Below are 15,279 nucleotides of genomic sequence, written 5' to 3' on the forward strand. Positions count from 1 at the left end.
GCATTAGCCGCTTATGCGGCTGCGCTTCGCCGGCTGAGTTTGGCCGGACCACGACGAAACAGGCGACCAAACCGTCACGCCGCACCGGCCTGCCGGCCATCCGGGCGCCGGCGCCGGCGCGTCACAGAAGCACGGCTCGGATGGCGTAGGCGACCGATGCCACGGCCAGGACGCCCGCGCTCCAGAGGGCGACGAACCAGCCGAGCTGCCGCAGGCGCTTCGACATCCCCCGCCTCAGTGATGATGGGTGTGGTAGCCCTCGCCCTCGATCACCTTCCCCCGGAAGACCCAGTAGGAATAGGTCGTGTAGGCGAGGATCGCGGGGATCAGAACCGAGGCGCCGACCAGCATGAAGAGGAGGCTGGAATCGGGCGCCGCCGCCTGCCAGATCGTCAGCTCCGGCGGCAGGATGTTCGGATAGAACGAGATGCCGATCCCGACAAACGACAGGACGAACAGCGCCAAGGCCGACAGGAACGGGCGGTAGTTGGACACGTGATCCTTCAGCGCCTGGAACAGGCTGAAGGCGGCGAGCGCCACGAGGATCGGGATGGGGGCGACGAACAGGATCTGCGGAAAGCTGAACCAGCGCGAGTAGAAGGTCGGCTGGAGAAACGGCATCCAGGCGGACACGATCGCGATGCCGACGAGCGTTCCGATCGCGAGCGCGGCCGCGTAGCGGGCGGCGAGACGGTTCAACGGGCCGTCCGTCTTCATGATGATCCAGGTCGCGCCGAGAAGCGCGTAGCCGACGACGACGGCGAGGCCGGTGACGACCGAGAAGGGCGTCAGCCAGTCGTACCAGCCCCCGCCATAGGCGCGCCCCGACACCTCGATGCCCTGCACGATGGTCCCCAGAGCGACGCCTTGCGCGAAGGCCGCGACCACCGACCCGATAAAGAAGGACATGTCCCAGACCCCGCGCCAGCGCACCGTGCGCCAGCGGAACTCGAAGGCGACGCCCCGGAAGATCAGGGCGAGGAGCATGGCGATGACCGGCGCGTAAAGCGCCGGCATCACGATCGCGTAGGCCAGCGGGAAGACGGCGAAGAGGCCGCCGCCGCCCAGCACCAGCCACGTCTCGTTGCCGTCCCAGAAGGGCGCGATCGTGTTCATCGCCGTGTCCCGGTTCTCGTGCCGCTTCAGGAACGGGAACAGGATGCCGATGCCGAGGTCGAACCCGTCCAGCACCACGTAGGCGAGAACCGCGAAGGCGAGGATGAAGGCCCAGAGGAGCGGAAGATCCATGACGTCGCTCCTCAGCTCAGGGCGCCCGAGACGGGGCCGTTCTGGACGTCCATGGCCGGTCCCGGCGTGATGCCCGCGGTGCGGATCGGCTCGCGGGGATCGGGTCCCGGCTCGAGGAGGTTCGGCGCCCGCCGCATGGAGCGGAGGATGTAGTAGGTGCCGGCTCCGAACAGGGCGAAGTAGACGAGGATGAAGGCCACGAGCGAGGTGCCGACGGCGGAGGCGGCGATCGGCGAGTGGCTGTCGGCGGTGCGAAGGAGGTTGTAGACCGTGTAGGGCTGGCGCCCGACCTCGGTGGTGAACCAGCCGCACGTCACCGCGACGAGGCCGGACGGTCCCATCAGCACCATCGCCCGCTGCAGCCAGGTCGCCTCGTCGATCGATCCGCGCCAGCGGCGATAAAGTCCCCAAAGGCCGATCCCGAGCATGGCGAAGCCGATGGCGACCATGATGCGGAACGCGAAGAAGACGAGCCCGACATTCGGCCAGTCCTCGCGGGGAAACTGATCGAGGCCGGCGACCTCGCCGCCGAGGGAATGGGTGAGGATCAGGGAGCCGGCATGGGGGATTTCAATCGCCCCGCGCATCCGGCCCTCCGCCATGTCGGGCAGGCCGAAGAGGGTGAGCGGCATGCCGCCGTCGCGGTTCGTCTCGAAGTGCCCTTCCATGGCGGCCACCTTCATGGGCTGGTGCTCGAGCGTGTTCAGCCCGTGCGCGTCGCCCGCGAAGATCTGGATCGGAGCCACCACCGTCGCCATCCAGAGCGCCATGGAGAACATGGTGCGCGCCGCCGCGTTGCGCCGGTCCCGCAGGAGGTGGAAGGCGCCGACCGCGCCGATGATGAAGGCCGTTGTCAGGTAGGCCGCGAGGACGGTGTGGACGAGGCGGTAGGGGAAGGAGGGATTGAAGACGATGGCCCACCAGTCCTCGGGAACGAACTGCCCGTTCGCCGCGACGGAGTAGCCCGCCGGCGTCTGCATCCAGGAATTGACCGACAGGATCCAGAAGGCCGAGCCGAGCGTGCCGATCGCGACCATGAGGGTGGCGAAGAAGTGGAGCTTCTTGCCCACGCGATTCAGACCGAACAGCATGACCCCGAGAAAGCCCGCTTCGAGGAAGAAGGCGGACAGCACCTCGTAGGCCATCAGGGGACCCAGCACCGGCCCCACCCGGTCGGAGAACACCGACCAGTTCGTGCCGAACTGGTAGCTCATCACGATGCCGGACACGACGCCCATCGCGAAGGACAGGGCGAAGATCTTCAGCCAGTACTGGAAGAGCGTCTGGTAGACCTCTCGGCCGGTATAGAGCCAGAGGCCGTTGCAGACCGCCAGGAACGATGCCAGTCCGATGGTGAAGGCGGGGAAGATGAAGTGGAAGGCCACCGTGAAGGCGAACTGGATGCGCGCCAGCAGAACCGGATCAAAAGCATCGAACACGAACCGCCTCCAATAGGAGCGCGCCGCGAAGGGCGCGCAATTCAGGCTGATCTTCCTCCGCAAGTCTCGCGCCCGGACACATCGGCCGATCGCGACACGAAGGAATGCATATCGGGGCAGTCCCGTCTTCGGACGTGCGGCTTGCATGCGCGCCGACGCGATCGCTTGCATGCGCGCGGAGGCTGCCGTTCAGCAGTTTTCGTCGCGGCAGTGATTTTGACATAGAGCGACGATCGTCGAACTCGACCAGTTCTTGGCCGCCCACGAAGAAAGGCGGGCGTCCTTCCGCGACCGATTGCTTACCGGCATGCGCTTGAACCGCCTTCGGGCAAAGACGTCGCGCCTCGCGAAAGAACAAATCGTCGCAGTCCTGCGCGAGCAGGCAGAGGGCATCTCGCCCCATGCCCGTCGCTTCGGGGCGTCAGTCGTCGCCGCCCGCGCGATCCTCTTGGCAGAAGGCCTCGAAGCTCGCGAGGAGACCCGCGGCGGGCAGCCCGTTGGTGATGAAGACGAGCTTCGTCGTGGCATCGGCCGTCGGCCACCGGGCGAGGCGCAGGGGCGGATGGAGCACGTGCTGGACGGCGTGCAGGACGATCGGGCCGTCGAGGCCCTCGACCTTGACCAGCCCTTTCATCCGCAGGAGGGCGGCTCCGCGAAGCGACAGGATCGAGCCGAGCCAGCGCTTCAGGCCCTGAGCGCTGATCGAGCGCGACGTTTCCAGCGCGAAAGCCCGGATGTCGTTGCCGTGCGCCGATCGCCCGGAACCCGCTCCCCCGACATCGGCCGGCTCGAAGGCGTCGGCCTTGAGCCAGGCCCCGACGGCTCCGCCCGTCTCCAGCGTGTCCGGCACGGCGCCGAACAGCGCGTCCGGCGACAATCGGCCCTGCTCGATGGCAAGGACGGAGGCTCCGGGATTGAGGCGGCTGAGCCGATCGACGAGGGCGGCGGCGGTGCCGGGCTCGGCGATGTCGGACTTGGTGACGACGAGGAGATCGGCGAGCGCCACCTGCCGGCCGGCCTCCGCGAAGGCGTCGAGCTGGCCCGCCCCGTTCACGGCGTCCACCGTGGTCACGACCGCGCGCAGGCGGAAGCGCTTCGCCACCAGCGGCTCGGCGACGAAGAGCTGGACGATCGAGGCAGGGTCGGCGAGGCCCGTCGTCTCGATCGCGATGCGCGAGAAGAACGGCAGCGCGCCGCTCGCCCGCTTGGCGAGAAGGTCGGTGAGCGTGTCGACGAGGTCGCCGCGCACCGTGCAGCAGATGCAGCCGCTCTGCAGCACCACGGCGTTCTCGATGGCGCTCTCGACGAGGAGATGATCGATCGCGACGTCGCCGAACTCGTTGATGACGACCGCCGTGTCGGCCATCTCGGGATGCGACAGGAGGTGGTTGAGGAGCGTGGTCTTGCCGCTGCCCAGGAAGCCCGTGAGAAGCGTCGCCGGCACGCGTTCGACGCCCTCTTCGGCCCCGCCGGCCTGTGCCGGCCCGACCCCGCGCAGGCGCACCGTCCGGCTCATGCTCAAGCCTCGGCCTGCCGGACGATGCGCGGGCGCCCGCGCAGGAAGGAGAAGACCGCGGTGACGACGGCCAGCACCAGGATCACCAGGGCGATCGGTCGCTGGAGGACGAAGGACAGGTCGCCCCCGTGGATCACCATGGCGCGGTTGAGGTTCGCCTCGATGATCGGCCCCATGACGAAGGCGAGAACGATCGGGATCACCGGGATGCGGATCTTCTCGAACCAGTAGGCGACCGCCCCGATGACGAGAGTGAGAACCACGTGGGTCGCGTAGTTCTGGTAGGCGTAGGTGCCGATCATCAGGGTGATCAGCACGAAGGGCGCGAGGATGTAGCGCGGCACGCGCGCCACCTGGACGAAGGCGTGGATGCCGGCGATGCCGACGACGAGCATCAGGAGCGCCGAGACGATCAGCCCCACGAAGACCGACATCACGAGGTCGCCGCCTTGGGAAAAGAGAAGCGGCCCCGGCACGATGCCGCGGCTGATCAGGAGGCCGAGAAGGATGGCGATGGCGCCCGAGCCCGGAATGCCGAGGGCGAGCGAGGGGATGAGCGCGCCCGCGACGATGGCGTTGTTGGCGGTCTCGGGAGCGGCGACGCCCTCGTCGACGCCGGTGCCGAACTTTTCCGGATGCTTCGACCAGCGCTTCTCCTCGTTGTAGGCGAGAAGCGAGGCGACGGTCGCGCCCGCGCCCGGGACGGCACCGACGGCGGTTCCGATGAGCGTGCCGCGCCACATGGTCGGCATCAGCGCCCGCATGTCCTTCCAGCCGACGCGGTTGCCGGCGGCGGACTGGTCGAGGTGCTTGGCGAGCTTCATGTCGTCGCCGCGCCGCGCGGCCATGAGGTTGAAGGCCTCGGGCACGGCGAGAAGGCCGGTGATGACGACGATGAGCGGCAGGCCGTCGAGGAGCGCGGCCTGGCCGAAGGCGAACCGCGTGCCGCTGAAGCCGGAGGAGCCGATAGTCGCGAGAAACAGGCCGATGCCGGTCGCGATGAAGCCGCGGACGGGGCTGTCGCCGAAGAAGCTGCCGATGATGGCGAGGCCGAAGATGCCGACCGCCAGCATCTCGGTCGGTCCGAACTGGAGGCCGACCCAGGCGAGGCCGGAGGCGCCGAACAGGAAGACGAAGCTCGACATCATGCTTCCGAAGACGCCGGTATAGAGCGAGATCTTCAGCGCCCGGCCGGCGAGGCCCTTCTGCGCCATGGGGAAGCCGTCGAGGATCGTGATCGCCGCCGCCGCGTTGCCGGGCGTGCGGATCAGGATCGAGGGGATCGCCCCGCCGTACTCGGCCGCGGCGTAGATCGCGATGAAGAACAGGACGCCCGAAACCGGCTCCATCCCGAAGGTGAAAGGAAAGGTCAGGGCCAGCGCCTGCGACGCGCCGAAGCCGGGCAGCGCCCCCAGAAGGATGCCGATCACCACGCCGATCGTCATGATGACCATGTTGGTGGGGCTCAGCACCACCCAGAGCGCGGGCAGGAAGTTCTCGACGAGCGTCACGGCCGGTCCTCCTTCAGAACTGCAGGAAGCGGGGAAGGAAGAGGAGCGGCATCGAGACGTTCAGGAGAAGAACGAAGGTGCCGTAAAGGGCGAGCATGGTGAGCGCCGCCGTGGCGAGCGCCACCGCCGGGCTGGACATCCGCGTCCAGAGCAGCGCGGCGAGAACCAGGAAGGCGGCGATCTCGAAGCCGACGAGGTTCATGCCGTAGACGAAGGCGAGCGTCGCGCCGATGGTGACGAGGTAGTCGCGCAGCTCGAAGGTGAAGCGGGGGCCGTCCTTCGGCTCGTCCCCGTCCGCGGTCATGGCGGCCGCGGCCTGCGACCGCGGGCGGAAGGCCACCATCGCGATCCAGACGAGGATGAAGAGCCCGGTGCCGCCGAGCGCCAGCATCGGAAAGAAGGCCGCACCGGGATAGCCGCGCACCGGCGAGGGCGGAAGCTTGGCCGCCTCCAGCATGAGAAAGGCGACGAGGCCGAGAAGAACCAGCGCGGTGACGAGCTCGGCCGTCCGGCGATGCAGCGACAGCATGGGCATGTCCTTTCGCGAAGGGCGGGAAAGATGCGGCGTTGCGGGCTGGGCGCGGCGACGATGCCGCGCCCAGCCGGCCGGTCAGAGCAGGCCGTTCTCTTCCATGAAGGCGCGGGTGTCCGTCAGCTCGGCGTCGAAGGACTGCTTGAGGGTGGCCGGGTCCACCTCGAAGTTCTTCTCGACGTGCGGGCTCGTCTCGAGATAGGCGGCGTATTCCGGGCTCGACATGACCTTGGTCAGGGCGTCGCGGATCTTCGCCTTGACCGGCTCGGGCGTGCCGCTCTTCAGGAAGATGCCCTGCCATTGGTGGCTGATCGGATAGGTGTAGCCGAGCTCGGCCGGGGTCGGCACGTCCGGCATGGCGGCGACGCGCGCCTCGTTCAGCACCACCAGGGGCCGCACAGTGCCGGCCTGGACGTGCGACTGGAACTGGCCGATCGAGCCGAGGCCGACCGGCACGTGCTGGCCGAGGACGTCGCGCACCGCATCGCCCGAGCCCTCGTAGGGGATGTGCACGACCTCCGCGCCCGCGGCCTTGAAGACGGACAGGATGTGCTTGTGGTGGATCGAGCCGATCTTGTTGCCGGCCACCGCGATCGAGCCGGGAGCTTCCTTGGCCGCCGCGACGACGTCCTCGAAGCTCTGGTACGGATTGTCGGCATGCGTGCCGAGGGCATAGATGAACTTCTCGATGCGGGCGAGGAACTCGAAGTCCTCGGGCTTGCGCTCGAAGGTCGGCAGGTTCATGTAGCCGCTCCAGCTCGCATTGGCGTGGAGGATCGTGTAGCCGTCGGCCTCGCGGCCGGTGGTATAGACCGCCGCCTCGTTGCCCGAGCCCGCGCCCTTGTAGGTGACGTTGACCGGCACACCGAGCTTGTCCTCCTGCGCCAGGACCTGGGCCATGAGCTGGCACCACTGGGCGGCGGTGGAGCCGGGCGAGGTCGAGCAGACCAGCTCGACGGGCTGGCTCGGATAGTCCTCCTGCGCGCCGGCGGGGAGCGACCCCGCGATCGTTGCGGCAAGACAGGCGGCAAAGGCCGCGGCGATGCGCTTCATGGTCGTTCCTCCCGAGAATGACGTGGACGTGGGCCTGCATGCGGATGCGTCGCGCCGGCCGGGCCTCCTCCCCGGAGCCGGTGGCCGGCGCGGCGTTCGGATCAGCCCTTGGGCTCGAAGCCCGCGTCGTAGTGCGGGCCGGCCATGGTGCCGTCGGCGGCCATGCCGACGATGCCGTGCGACAGGTCCTTCACCACGAAGAAGACGACGTCCTCGTCCGGCAGGGCGACGGTCGCGTGGACCTTGTTCGGCGGGAAGTAGAGAAGCGTGCCGGGGCCGACGATGCGGTCCTCCTCGCCCTCGATGTGGACGCGCAGGCGCCCCTTCACGACGTAGTTCCACTGCTCGTTCGGGTGCGAGTGCGGGCGCGCGCCCGTGCCGCGCGCCTTGTTCATCAGGCCGACCTGCGTGCGCTCGCCCTCGACCACCGCGCCGAAGGCGGTGGAATAGCCCTTGCCGGCGTCGATCTTGTCGAGCTCGGCGAGCTGGAAGACGTAGCCCTGGGCACCGCCCTTGACGGCGCCCTTGTTGCGGGTCTCGGGAATGGTCGTCTCGGCTGCGCTCATGCGGTTCTTCCTCCCTTAAGGCTGGCCGTTGCGGCCGTCAGATGTCGAGTTCGAGGACGTAGAGGCCGCCCGTGTGGCGATCGACGGCGTAGGCGACGCCGTTCTCGTCGACGTGGACGTCGTTGATCTGCGCCGAGGGCACGCGCGAGCCGGCAGGCGCCGGCGGCACGAAGGCCGCGACCTCCTTCGGGGCGGTCGGGTCGGAGATGTCGTGGACGCGCACGCCGCCGTTGAACAGCGAGGAGAAGATCAGCGTGTCGGACTGGAAGGAGGTCTCGCGCGGGGTGTTCTCGTGGACATTGTGGCAGCCGAAGCGCCCGCCCTTCGGCGCATACTCCTCGACGTCGGGCATGGGCAGGATCGAGAGCGGCACGAGGTTGTCCTCGCGCCGGGCATCGACGATCCAGGTGAGCTTCGGCCAGTCGGCGCCGTCGTCCATCACGCATTCATGGGTGAAGACGAGGAGGTCGCGGCTGAACAGCGGCATCACCGTGTGGGTGAAGCCGGGAAAGGGCGGGTTCGGGTTCCAGTGGCTGACCGGCTTGATGGCCGAAGGATTCGCGATGTCGAGGACGTAGCCGCCCCCGTCGATCATGCCGACATAGGCGCGGTCGGGACGCGTGGGATAAACGTTGGTGTTGTGGGCGCGAAAGCCGGTGTCGATGGCCAGGCGCGCCGGCTCGGGCTCGGGGTCGCCCTCGCGCGTGCCCGGAATCCACCAGCGGCCGATCTCGCGGGGCCGCGCCGGGTCGCGCACGTCGAGCATGCGGTAGGGCTGGTCGTCGAGCTTGTTCTTCGGGGTGAAGTCGGCCGAGCCGCCGCCGAAGTGCACGGTCTCGCCGTCCACGAACCAGAGCTGGTGGACGCCGCGCGAGAACGGGCCGGAGCAGTCGAAGAAGCTGATCGAGCGCGGGTTCTCGGGATCGGAGATGTCGAACATCTCGATGCCGGCCGGCGTCTGGCCGTGCTCCAGCACCTGATAGGCGACGGCCATGAGGTCGCCGCTCGTTTCCAGGGAGTTCGAGCGCACGTGGCGGTTCGGCAGCTCGGTCTGGACGACGACGCGCGGGCGGCGGGGATCGGTCACGTCGACGCCGGTGAAGTTCTTCGGCGGCCCCTCATGGGCGAGCCAGAGGATGCGGCGCCCGTCGCGCGTCGCCTGGATCGACATGCCCTCGCCGACGCCGCCGAAACCGAGGAGGTCGTCGTGGGCGATCAGCCGCATTCCCTTGATCAGGTCGGGTGTCACGAGTCGTTGAGCCTCCTTGGGGGCTGCGTTCGGTCAGAAGGGAAAGTCGAGGTCGAGGCCCGGGCCGACGGGCGGCCGGTCGAGGTCGAGAAGCCGGGCGTCGTCGAGGGCGAGAAGCGCGTCGAACAGCGCGTCGTCGGCCTCCGGAGCCGCGGGCGCGGCGTCGAAGGCGGCGCGGCGCCAGCCGGCCGCGTCCAGTCGGGCGAGACGCTCGCGCTGCGCCGCGGGCGAAAGGCGCGCGGGCCGCGCCAGCGCGACCGCGAAGCCGCGCCCGGTCCAGAAGGCGACGTCGGCGGGAACGAGGATCCCCTCCCCCACCGGCAGATGGGCGCGCGGCAGCGGCAGAGGCGCGGAGAAGAGGTAGTCCTCCGGCGCGTAGAGGCCGTGGAAGGGGGCGAGGCGCGCCTCGATCGCGGCGCGCGCCCGGCCGATCCGCCGGTCGAGCCAGGCGAAGTAGCGGGCAAGGACGCGCCGGCCGAGCGCGTCGAAGGGGTCGAGGAGGCGCTCCAGCGCGGCGAGGAGGAGCTCGCACCGCGAGAACGATCCGGCCCCGAGCGAGCCCGGCCGGGGCAGGCCGAGATCGACGCTCGAGATGCGCAGGGGCTCGCCGGCCAGCGCGTCGACGCGGATGCGCAGGCCGCCGGCCTTGTTCGGCGCGGCAGTGCCGAAGCGGAGTTCGCCCTGACGCTCGTCGAAAGGCTCGGCCATGGGTTCGGCCTCATCGCCGCGTTTCCGGGTGCCAGGCGAGGAGCCGCGCCCGGAGGAGCTCGAGGCTCTTCACCACGAGGAAGCCGAGAGCGACGATCTCGACGATGCCGGCGAAGACGCCGACGGAGTCGGCGAAGCGGCCGGCCATGATCATCGAGCCGCCGATGCCGCGCCCGCCCATCAGCATCTCGGTGACGACCGTGGTGATCATGCCGACGGGCAGCGCCACCTGGAGGCCGGTGAGGATCTGCGGCAGGGCCATGGGGAGGTTCACCTCCCACAGGATCTCGACCTCCTTGGCACCGAAGGAGCGGGCGGACCAGATCGGCCACTTGTCGAGGCCGGTGGTGCCGGCATAGGTCGCCGCCGCGATCGGGAAGAAGCAGGAGAAGGCGACCATGATCACCTTCGACGTGTCGTAGATGTCGAACCAGAGGATGAAGATCGGCAGGAAGGCGACCTTCGGCATGGGAAAGCCGACCGACAGAAGCGGATCGAAGAACCAGCGCACGACCGCCACGCGCGACATCAGGATGCCGACGGGGATGCCGATCACGGCCGCGATGAAGAAGCCGAGAAGCGCGCGGTAGAGCGTCAGGCCGAGGTCGACGAAGACGGCGCCGGACGCGGCATCCTCGCCGATGCGCGCCAGGACGTCGGTGAGCGGCGGCAGGAGGAAGGGGTTGATCGCGCCGAGCCGCGCGCCCGCCTCCCAGGCGAGGCAGAGGGCGAGCACCACGCCGACCTGGACCGACAGGTCGAGGAACGCGCCGGGGCGCCGGCGGCCGAGCCGGGATCGCGGCGGGGCGGGCTTGGCCTCGGCGCCGACGGGAACGGCGGTGTTCTGGGCGGAGCCGGCCATCAGGCGTTCCTCCAGCGCAGCTGCCGGCGCATGATCGCGGTGTAGATCCGGTCGGCGGCGAACCCGATCGCCGCGACGAAGAAGATCACCGCGAACATGGCGGGATAGATGCCGCCGTCGCCGAGCGAGGAGATCATGTAGCCGACGCCGTCGCTGGCGATCAGGAATTCGGACGAGACCATCAGGATGAAGGAGAAGGCGAGCGCCGTGCGGCAGCCGTTGAGGATCTCCGGCATGGCGGCCGGGACGATCACCTCGCGCAGCACCTCGAAGCGCCCGGCGCCCAGGCTCCGCGCCGACCAGATGAGGAAGGGATTGACGCCGCGCGCCCCGTTATAGGCGCCGACCACGACCGGCAGGAGGCAGCCGAGGAAGATCAGGAGGACCTTGGACGCGTCGCCGAGGCCCAGCCAGATCATCACGACCGGGATCAGGGCCGATTTGGGCATGGGATAGAAGATCTGCACGACCGGGTTGATCAGGAGCCGGGCGGGCCGCGCGGTCGCCATGGCGAGCCCCGCGGCGAGGCCGACGAGGATGGCAAGGGCGAGGCCGGAGAAGGAGCGGGAGAGCGAGCGGGCGGTGTTGTAGAGAAGATCGCCCCCGACCAGCATGCGCCAGAACTCGGACAGGATGGTTCCGAGATCCGGCAGCATCTGGCGCGACACGAGGCCGGAGAGGCCCAGCCCCTCCCAGATCGCGACGAGGACGAGGAGCGGGCTGTAGCGCAAGGCCGCGTCGAGGATCCCGAAGAGGCGCGGGCTTCCCGGCACCGCCGGGGCTGCCCGCCCCTGCGCGCCGGCCGCGCTCACAGCCGCCCCCGCGTCGCGGCGACGGCCTGCTCGCGCACCAGGCGCCAGATGTGTTCGCTGAGCTGGATGAACTCGCGGCTTTCCAGCGTGTCCTCGCCGCGCTCCTTGGGGAGCGGCACGTCGAGGATGTGCTGGATGCGCCCCGGGCGCGAGCTCATGATCGAGATGCGGTCGGCGAGGAAGACGGCTTCCTGGACGTCGTGGGTGACGAAGACGACGGTCTTCGGGCTGCGCTGCCAGATCGCCCGCAGCTCCTCCTGCATGACGCGGCGGGTCTGGGCGTCGAGCGCGCCGAAGGGCTCGTCCATCAGGAGGATCTTCGGGTCGACCGCGAGGGTCCGGGCGATCGCGGCGCGCTGCTGCATGCCACCCGACAGCTGCGAGGGATAGGCGTCCTCGAAGCCGGTGAGATGGACGAGCGCGATGAAATCGCGCGCCCGCGCCTCGCTCTCCTCGCGCCCGACGCCGGACTTGCGAAGGCCGTAGAGAACGTTCTCGCGCACCGTCTTCCAGGGAAACAGCGCGAAGTTCTGGAACACGATGCTGCGCTCGGGCCCCGGGGCCGTGACGCGGCCCTTGGGCGTCGTGATCGCGCCCTCCTGGACGGGAATGAAGCCGCCGAGAAGATAAAGGAGCGTCGACTTCCCGCAGCCGGACGGGCCGAGAAGGGCGTGGAACTCGGTCGGCCCGATGTCGAGGCTGATGCGGTCGAGCGCGATGACGGGCGGGCGGCCGGGCGAGCGATAAGCGTGGGTAACGGTGTCGATCCGGATGCCCGACGCGCCGGGCGCTGCGGCACCATCGGCCGCCGGGGCCTGGCGAAGGGCGCTCATTGCCCTTCCGCCTCGATGCGGCGCTTGGCTTCCTGGACGAAGGACAGGTCGACGTAGTCGGGATCGACGGTGATGCCCTGGGGCGCCAGGCCGAGGTCCACGGCGATGTCGATGCCGCTCTGGATGGTCGAAACGTTCGGGACCATGAAGGGATCGCGGTAATAGTCCTTGTCGGTGAAGACGTGGCTCAGCGTCTCGGGCGGCTGCTGCATGAAGTCGGCGACGATCTTCACGGCCTCCTCGCGGTTGGCCGGATCGTTGAACCAGCGCGCGGCGCGCACGTGGTCCTCGAAGAAGTCCTGGAGCTGCTCGCGGTTCTCCTCCAGGAAGTCGGCCTTGGCGGTGAGGAAGACGAGCTGCGAGGGGCCGATGGCGTCCTTGGCGGTGAAAAGGACCTTGTAGTTTCCGCCCGCGGTCAGCTGGCCGGACATGGGCTGCAGCACCGTGCCCATGTCGAGCTTGCCCTCGTCGATCATGGCCGGGATGTTGGGGAAGGCGACCTCGACCATGGTGTAGTCGCGCTTGTCCTCCATGCCGTGCTTGCGGAACATGGCGCGCATGGCGGTGTCGGAGGCCGAGCCGATGGCGTTGGTGCCGACGCGCTTGCCCTTCATGTCCTCGACGCTCTCGATCCCGGAATCGGCGCGCACGAGGAAGGTCTCGGAGTGGTAGCCCTCGACGCCGTCCTGGATGATGTCGGCGACGACCTTCACGTCCTGGCGGGCATTGGTGACGGCGAGCGTCAGGGTCAGCGCGCCGAAGGCGGCCATGTCGATCTCGCCGGCCGCCATGGCGGCGATCTGCGGCGAGGAGCCTTTGAAGCGCACGGGCTCCACCGTGTAGCTCGTGCCGTAGTGCTTCAGGATCTCGGGCTTGGAGTAGAGAACCGGGATCAGGTGGCCCGGCATGGTGGACCAGCCGATCCGGATGTTGACGGGGTCGGCCGCGGCGGGGCCGGCCAGGGCCAGGGTGGCGAAGGTCGCGGCCAGAACCGCGCGGCCAAGTCCAAACATCGTCTGTATCCTCCCAGGTTGAGCCGCGAACGAGCGGGTCCTCCAACCGCGCGCGTCCGCTCGCCGGCGCCTTCGCCGGGGTGCCGCTCCGGGTCGCCGGCACTCGGCCGGCGACTTGCGGATGCGACTTTATTTATCGCTAGATAATTTCAAACCACCCGCTCCTGTCAACTGCCTTTCAGATGGATGATGGAAATTGGTTCGAAGAAGGTTGCTCCTCCCGGCGCCGACGACGCCCGCGGAGGCCGCCGTTCTTAGCTGTTTCGTTCCGCGCCTCGATCATGTCTCTCGACAAACCCGCGGTTTCCGTGCAGGACCAAGAGGAGAACCATTATCGATTGGTTCTTATTGGATCAGGCACGCGAAGAATTCGACAGGGTAGGGTCATGGGTTTCGAAGCAGACGCCGGCACGATCGCCCTCTGGGTCGCCTCCATGGTCTTCGCCGGCATCGTGGGAGGCCTGATCGCCGGCCTCCTCGGGGTCGGCGGCGGCATCGTCATCGTGCCCGTGCTCTATCAGGTGCTCGCCGGCTTCGGCGTCGAGGAGGGCCTGCGCATGAAGGTCGCGGTCGCCACCTCGCTCGCCACGATCATCGCGACCTCCTCCGTTTCGGTGATGAGCCACCACCGGCGCGGCGCGATCGACCTCTCGCTCCTGAAGAGCTGGAGCCTGCCGATCTTCATCGGCGTCATCGCGGGGACCGCCTTCGGGGGCACGGTGGACGGGCGCGTCCTCACCGGCGTCTTCGCGACCGTCGCCCTTCTCGTCGCGATCAACATGCTCCTGAGGCGCGAAGGCGTCGCGGTTGCCGACGGCTTTCCGAACCGCTTCGCCAAGATCAGCTCCGGCTTCTTCGTCGGCGGCGTGTCCGCCATGATGGGCATCGGCGGCGGAACGTTGAGCGTGCCGATCCTGACGACCTATGGCTTCGACATCCGCCGCGCGGTCGGAACCGCCGCGGCCATCGGCTTCGTGATCGCCATCCCGGGCACGCTCGGCTATATTGTGACGGGCCTGGGCGCCGAGGGGCGCCCGCCCTTCTCGCTGGGATACTTCAACGCCGCCGCTGCTCTCGCCCTCGTGCCTCTCACCATGCTCATGGCGCCGGTCGGCGCGCGCCTCGCCCATTCCATTCCCCGCCGCGCGCTGCAGTTTTGCTTTGCCGGCTTCCTGCTGCTGACCTCCGCCCGCATGTTCTACGATCTCTACCAGAGCCTATGAGCGCCGCGACCGACGACACCGAGGCCCTTCTCGGGGCGCTGCGCGGCGCCGTGGAATCGGGCGACGGCGCGCTCGTCGTCGACGGGCGCCTCGCGCCCGAGCGGCGCCTGATGGAGGTCTTCGGCGTCGGCCGGCGCTCGGTGCGGATCGTGCTGGAACAGCTCGAAGCGGAAGGGCTCGTCTTCCGCCGCCAGGGCCAGGGCACCTTCATCAAGCCCGTGCCCGCCCCCGCCATGCGCACGAGCGGGCTCTCGCTCCACACCAGCCCCGTCGAGATCATGGAGGTGCGCCGCGAGATCGAGCCGGCCCTCGCCAAGCTCGCGGCGCTGCGCGCGACGCCCGCCGACATCGAGGCCATGCGCCGCCTCGCCGAAAAGGGCTCACAGGCCCAGACCGGCGCCCAATACGAGCGCTGGGACAGCGCCTTTCACGCAAAAATCGCCGGCAGCGTGCGCAACAGCCTGTTCGAGGGCCTCTTCGCCATGATCGGCGCGGTGCGCGTCGAGCAGAACTGGAAGGTCATGCGCGAAAAGTCCTTCACGCCGACCGTGCGCGACGCGCTTGTCGCGCAGCACCTGACCATCGTCGAGGCCATCGCCGCCCGCGAGCCCGATCAGGCCGAAGCCGCCATGCGCGCCCATCTCAGCCGCGTCGGCGACCTCGTGGGAACGTCAGGATAGGCAATCCGCACTCGACGGGCCTACAACCCTGGAG

Annotated in this window: 15 protein-coding genes; 2 read left to right on the top strand and 13 right to left on the bottom strand. The window is 68.8% G+C overall.

The annotated features are described in order from the left end of the window. Positions 1–234: 234 nt before the first annotated feature. The 13 genes from cydB to FZN60_RS06375 all read right to left on the bottom strand — a co-directional run bounded on the left by cydB (position 235) and on the right by FZN60_RS06375 (position 13,342). Positions 235–1,248, bottom strand: a complete 1,014-nt coding sequence (gene cydB / locus FZN60_RS06315) for a cytochrome d ubiquinol oxidase subunit II (protein ID WP_158872253.1) — start codon at positions 1,246–1,248, stop codon at positions 235–237. Positions 1,249–1,259: 11 nt separating this feature from the next. Then, the gene (locus tag FZN60_RS06320; RefSeq protein ID WP_158872255.1) at positions 1,260–2,687 is read right to left on the bottom strand and encodes a cytochrome ubiquinol oxidase subunit I; all 1,428 of its coding nucleotides are present in this window, start codon (positions 2,685–2,687) and stop codon (positions 1,260–1,262) included. A 421-nt stretch (positions 2,688–3,108) separates the two neighbouring features. Beyond that, a complete protein-coding gene (locus tag FZN60_RS06325) occupies positions 3,109–4,203 on the bottom strand; it encodes a CobW family GTP-binding protein (protein ID WP_158872257.1) in 1,095 nt (364 codons plus the stop codon). Positions 4,204–4,205: 2 nt separating this feature from the next. Then, positions 4,206–5,714 carry a tripartite tricarboxylate transporter permease gene (locus tag FZN60_RS06330; protein ID WP_158872259.1) on the bottom strand — a complete coding sequence of 503 codons (1,509 nt, stop codon included), beginning with the start codon at positions 5,712–5,714 and terminating at the stop codon, positions 4,206–4,208. Positions 5,715–5,727: 13 nt separating this feature from the next. Continuing rightward, positions 5,728–6,243, bottom strand: coding sequence for a tripartite tricarboxylate transporter TctB family protein (locus tag FZN60_RS06335; RefSeq protein WP_158872261.1), 516 nt, complete (start codon positions 6,241–6,243; stop codon positions 5,728–5,730). Positions 6,244–6,324: 81 nt separating this feature from the next. Continuing rightward, on the bottom strand, positions 6,325–7,299 hold the full coding sequence (locus FZN60_RS06340) for a Bug family tripartite tricarboxylate transporter substrate binding protein (RefSeq protein ID WP_158872263.1): 975 nt from the start codon (positions 7,297–7,299) through the stop codon (positions 6,325–6,327). Between the two features lie 101 nt (positions 7,300–7,400). Then, the gene (locus FZN60_RS06345; protein ID WP_158872265.1) at positions 7,401–7,865 is read right to left on the bottom strand and encodes a cupin domain-containing protein; all 465 of its coding nucleotides are present in this window, start codon (positions 7,863–7,865) and stop codon (positions 7,401–7,403) included. A 37-nt stretch (positions 7,866–7,902) separates the two neighbouring features. Further along, positions 7,903–9,114 (bottom strand): LVIVD repeat-containing protein, encoded by a 1,212-nt coding sequence (locus FZN60_RS06350; RefSeq protein ID WP_246726616.1) that lies wholly within the window; start codon positions 9,112–9,114, stop codon positions 7,903–7,905. 33 nt (positions 9,115–9,147) lie between these two features. Further along, positions 9,148–9,822, bottom strand: a complete 675-nt coding sequence (locus FZN60_RS06355) for a hypothetical protein (RefSeq protein WP_158872267.1) — start codon at positions 9,820–9,822, stop codon at positions 9,148–9,150. A gap of 10 nt (positions 9,823–9,832) precedes the next feature. Further along, positions 9,833–10,684: an ABC transporter permease gene (locus tag FZN60_RS06360; RefSeq protein ID WP_158872269.1), complete on the bottom strand. Its 852-nt coding sequence runs from the start codon at positions 10,682–10,684 to the stop codon at positions 9,833–9,835. After that, positions 10,684–11,496, bottom strand: coding sequence for an ABC transporter permease (locus tag FZN60_RS06365; protein WP_158872271.1), 813 nt, complete (start codon positions 11,494–11,496; stop codon positions 10,684–10,686). Before FZN60_RS06365 ends, FZN60_RS06360 begins: the two co-directional genes overlap by 1 nt. Then, on the bottom strand, positions 11,493–12,329 hold the full coding sequence (locus tag FZN60_RS06370) for an ABC transporter ATP-binding protein (RefSeq protein ID WP_158872273.1): 837 nt from the start codon (positions 12,327–12,329) through the stop codon (positions 11,493–11,495). Before FZN60_RS06370 ends, FZN60_RS06365 begins: the two co-directional genes overlap by 4 nt. After that, positions 12,326–13,342, bottom strand: coding sequence for an ABC transporter substrate-binding protein (locus tag FZN60_RS06375; RefSeq protein ID WP_158872275.1), 1,017 nt, complete (start codon positions 13,340–13,342; stop codon positions 12,326–12,328). Before FZN60_RS06375 ends, FZN60_RS06370 begins: the two co-directional genes overlap by 4 nt. Positions 13,343–13,728: 386 nt before the next feature. On the opposite strand from FZN60_RS06375, the gene FZN60_RS06380 reads away from it, so the two are divergent. Together FZN60_RS06380 and FZN60_RS06385 are read left to right on the top strand one after the other, a co-directional pair. Then, entirely contained in the window at positions 13,729–14,565 is an 837-nt protein-coding gene (locus tag FZN60_RS06380) for a sulfite exporter TauE/SafE family protein (protein ID WP_158872276.1), read from the top strand. Next, positions 14,562–15,245 (top strand): FadR/GntR family transcriptional regulator, encoded by a 684-nt coding sequence (locus tag FZN60_RS06385; RefSeq protein ID WP_158872277.1) that lies wholly within the window; start codon positions 14,562–14,564, stop codon positions 15,243–15,245. The genes FZN60_RS06380 and FZN60_RS06385 overlap by 4 nt, the downstream gene beginning before the upstream one ends. Positions 15,246–15,279: the final 34 nt, after the last annotated feature.

It is taken from the genome of Antarcticirhabdus aurantiaca (assembly GCF_009765365.1).
Taxonomy (GTDB): domain Bacteria; phylum Pseudomonadota; class Alphaproteobacteria; order Rhizobiales; family Rhizobiaceae; genus Antarcticirhabdus; species Antarcticirhabdus aurantiaca.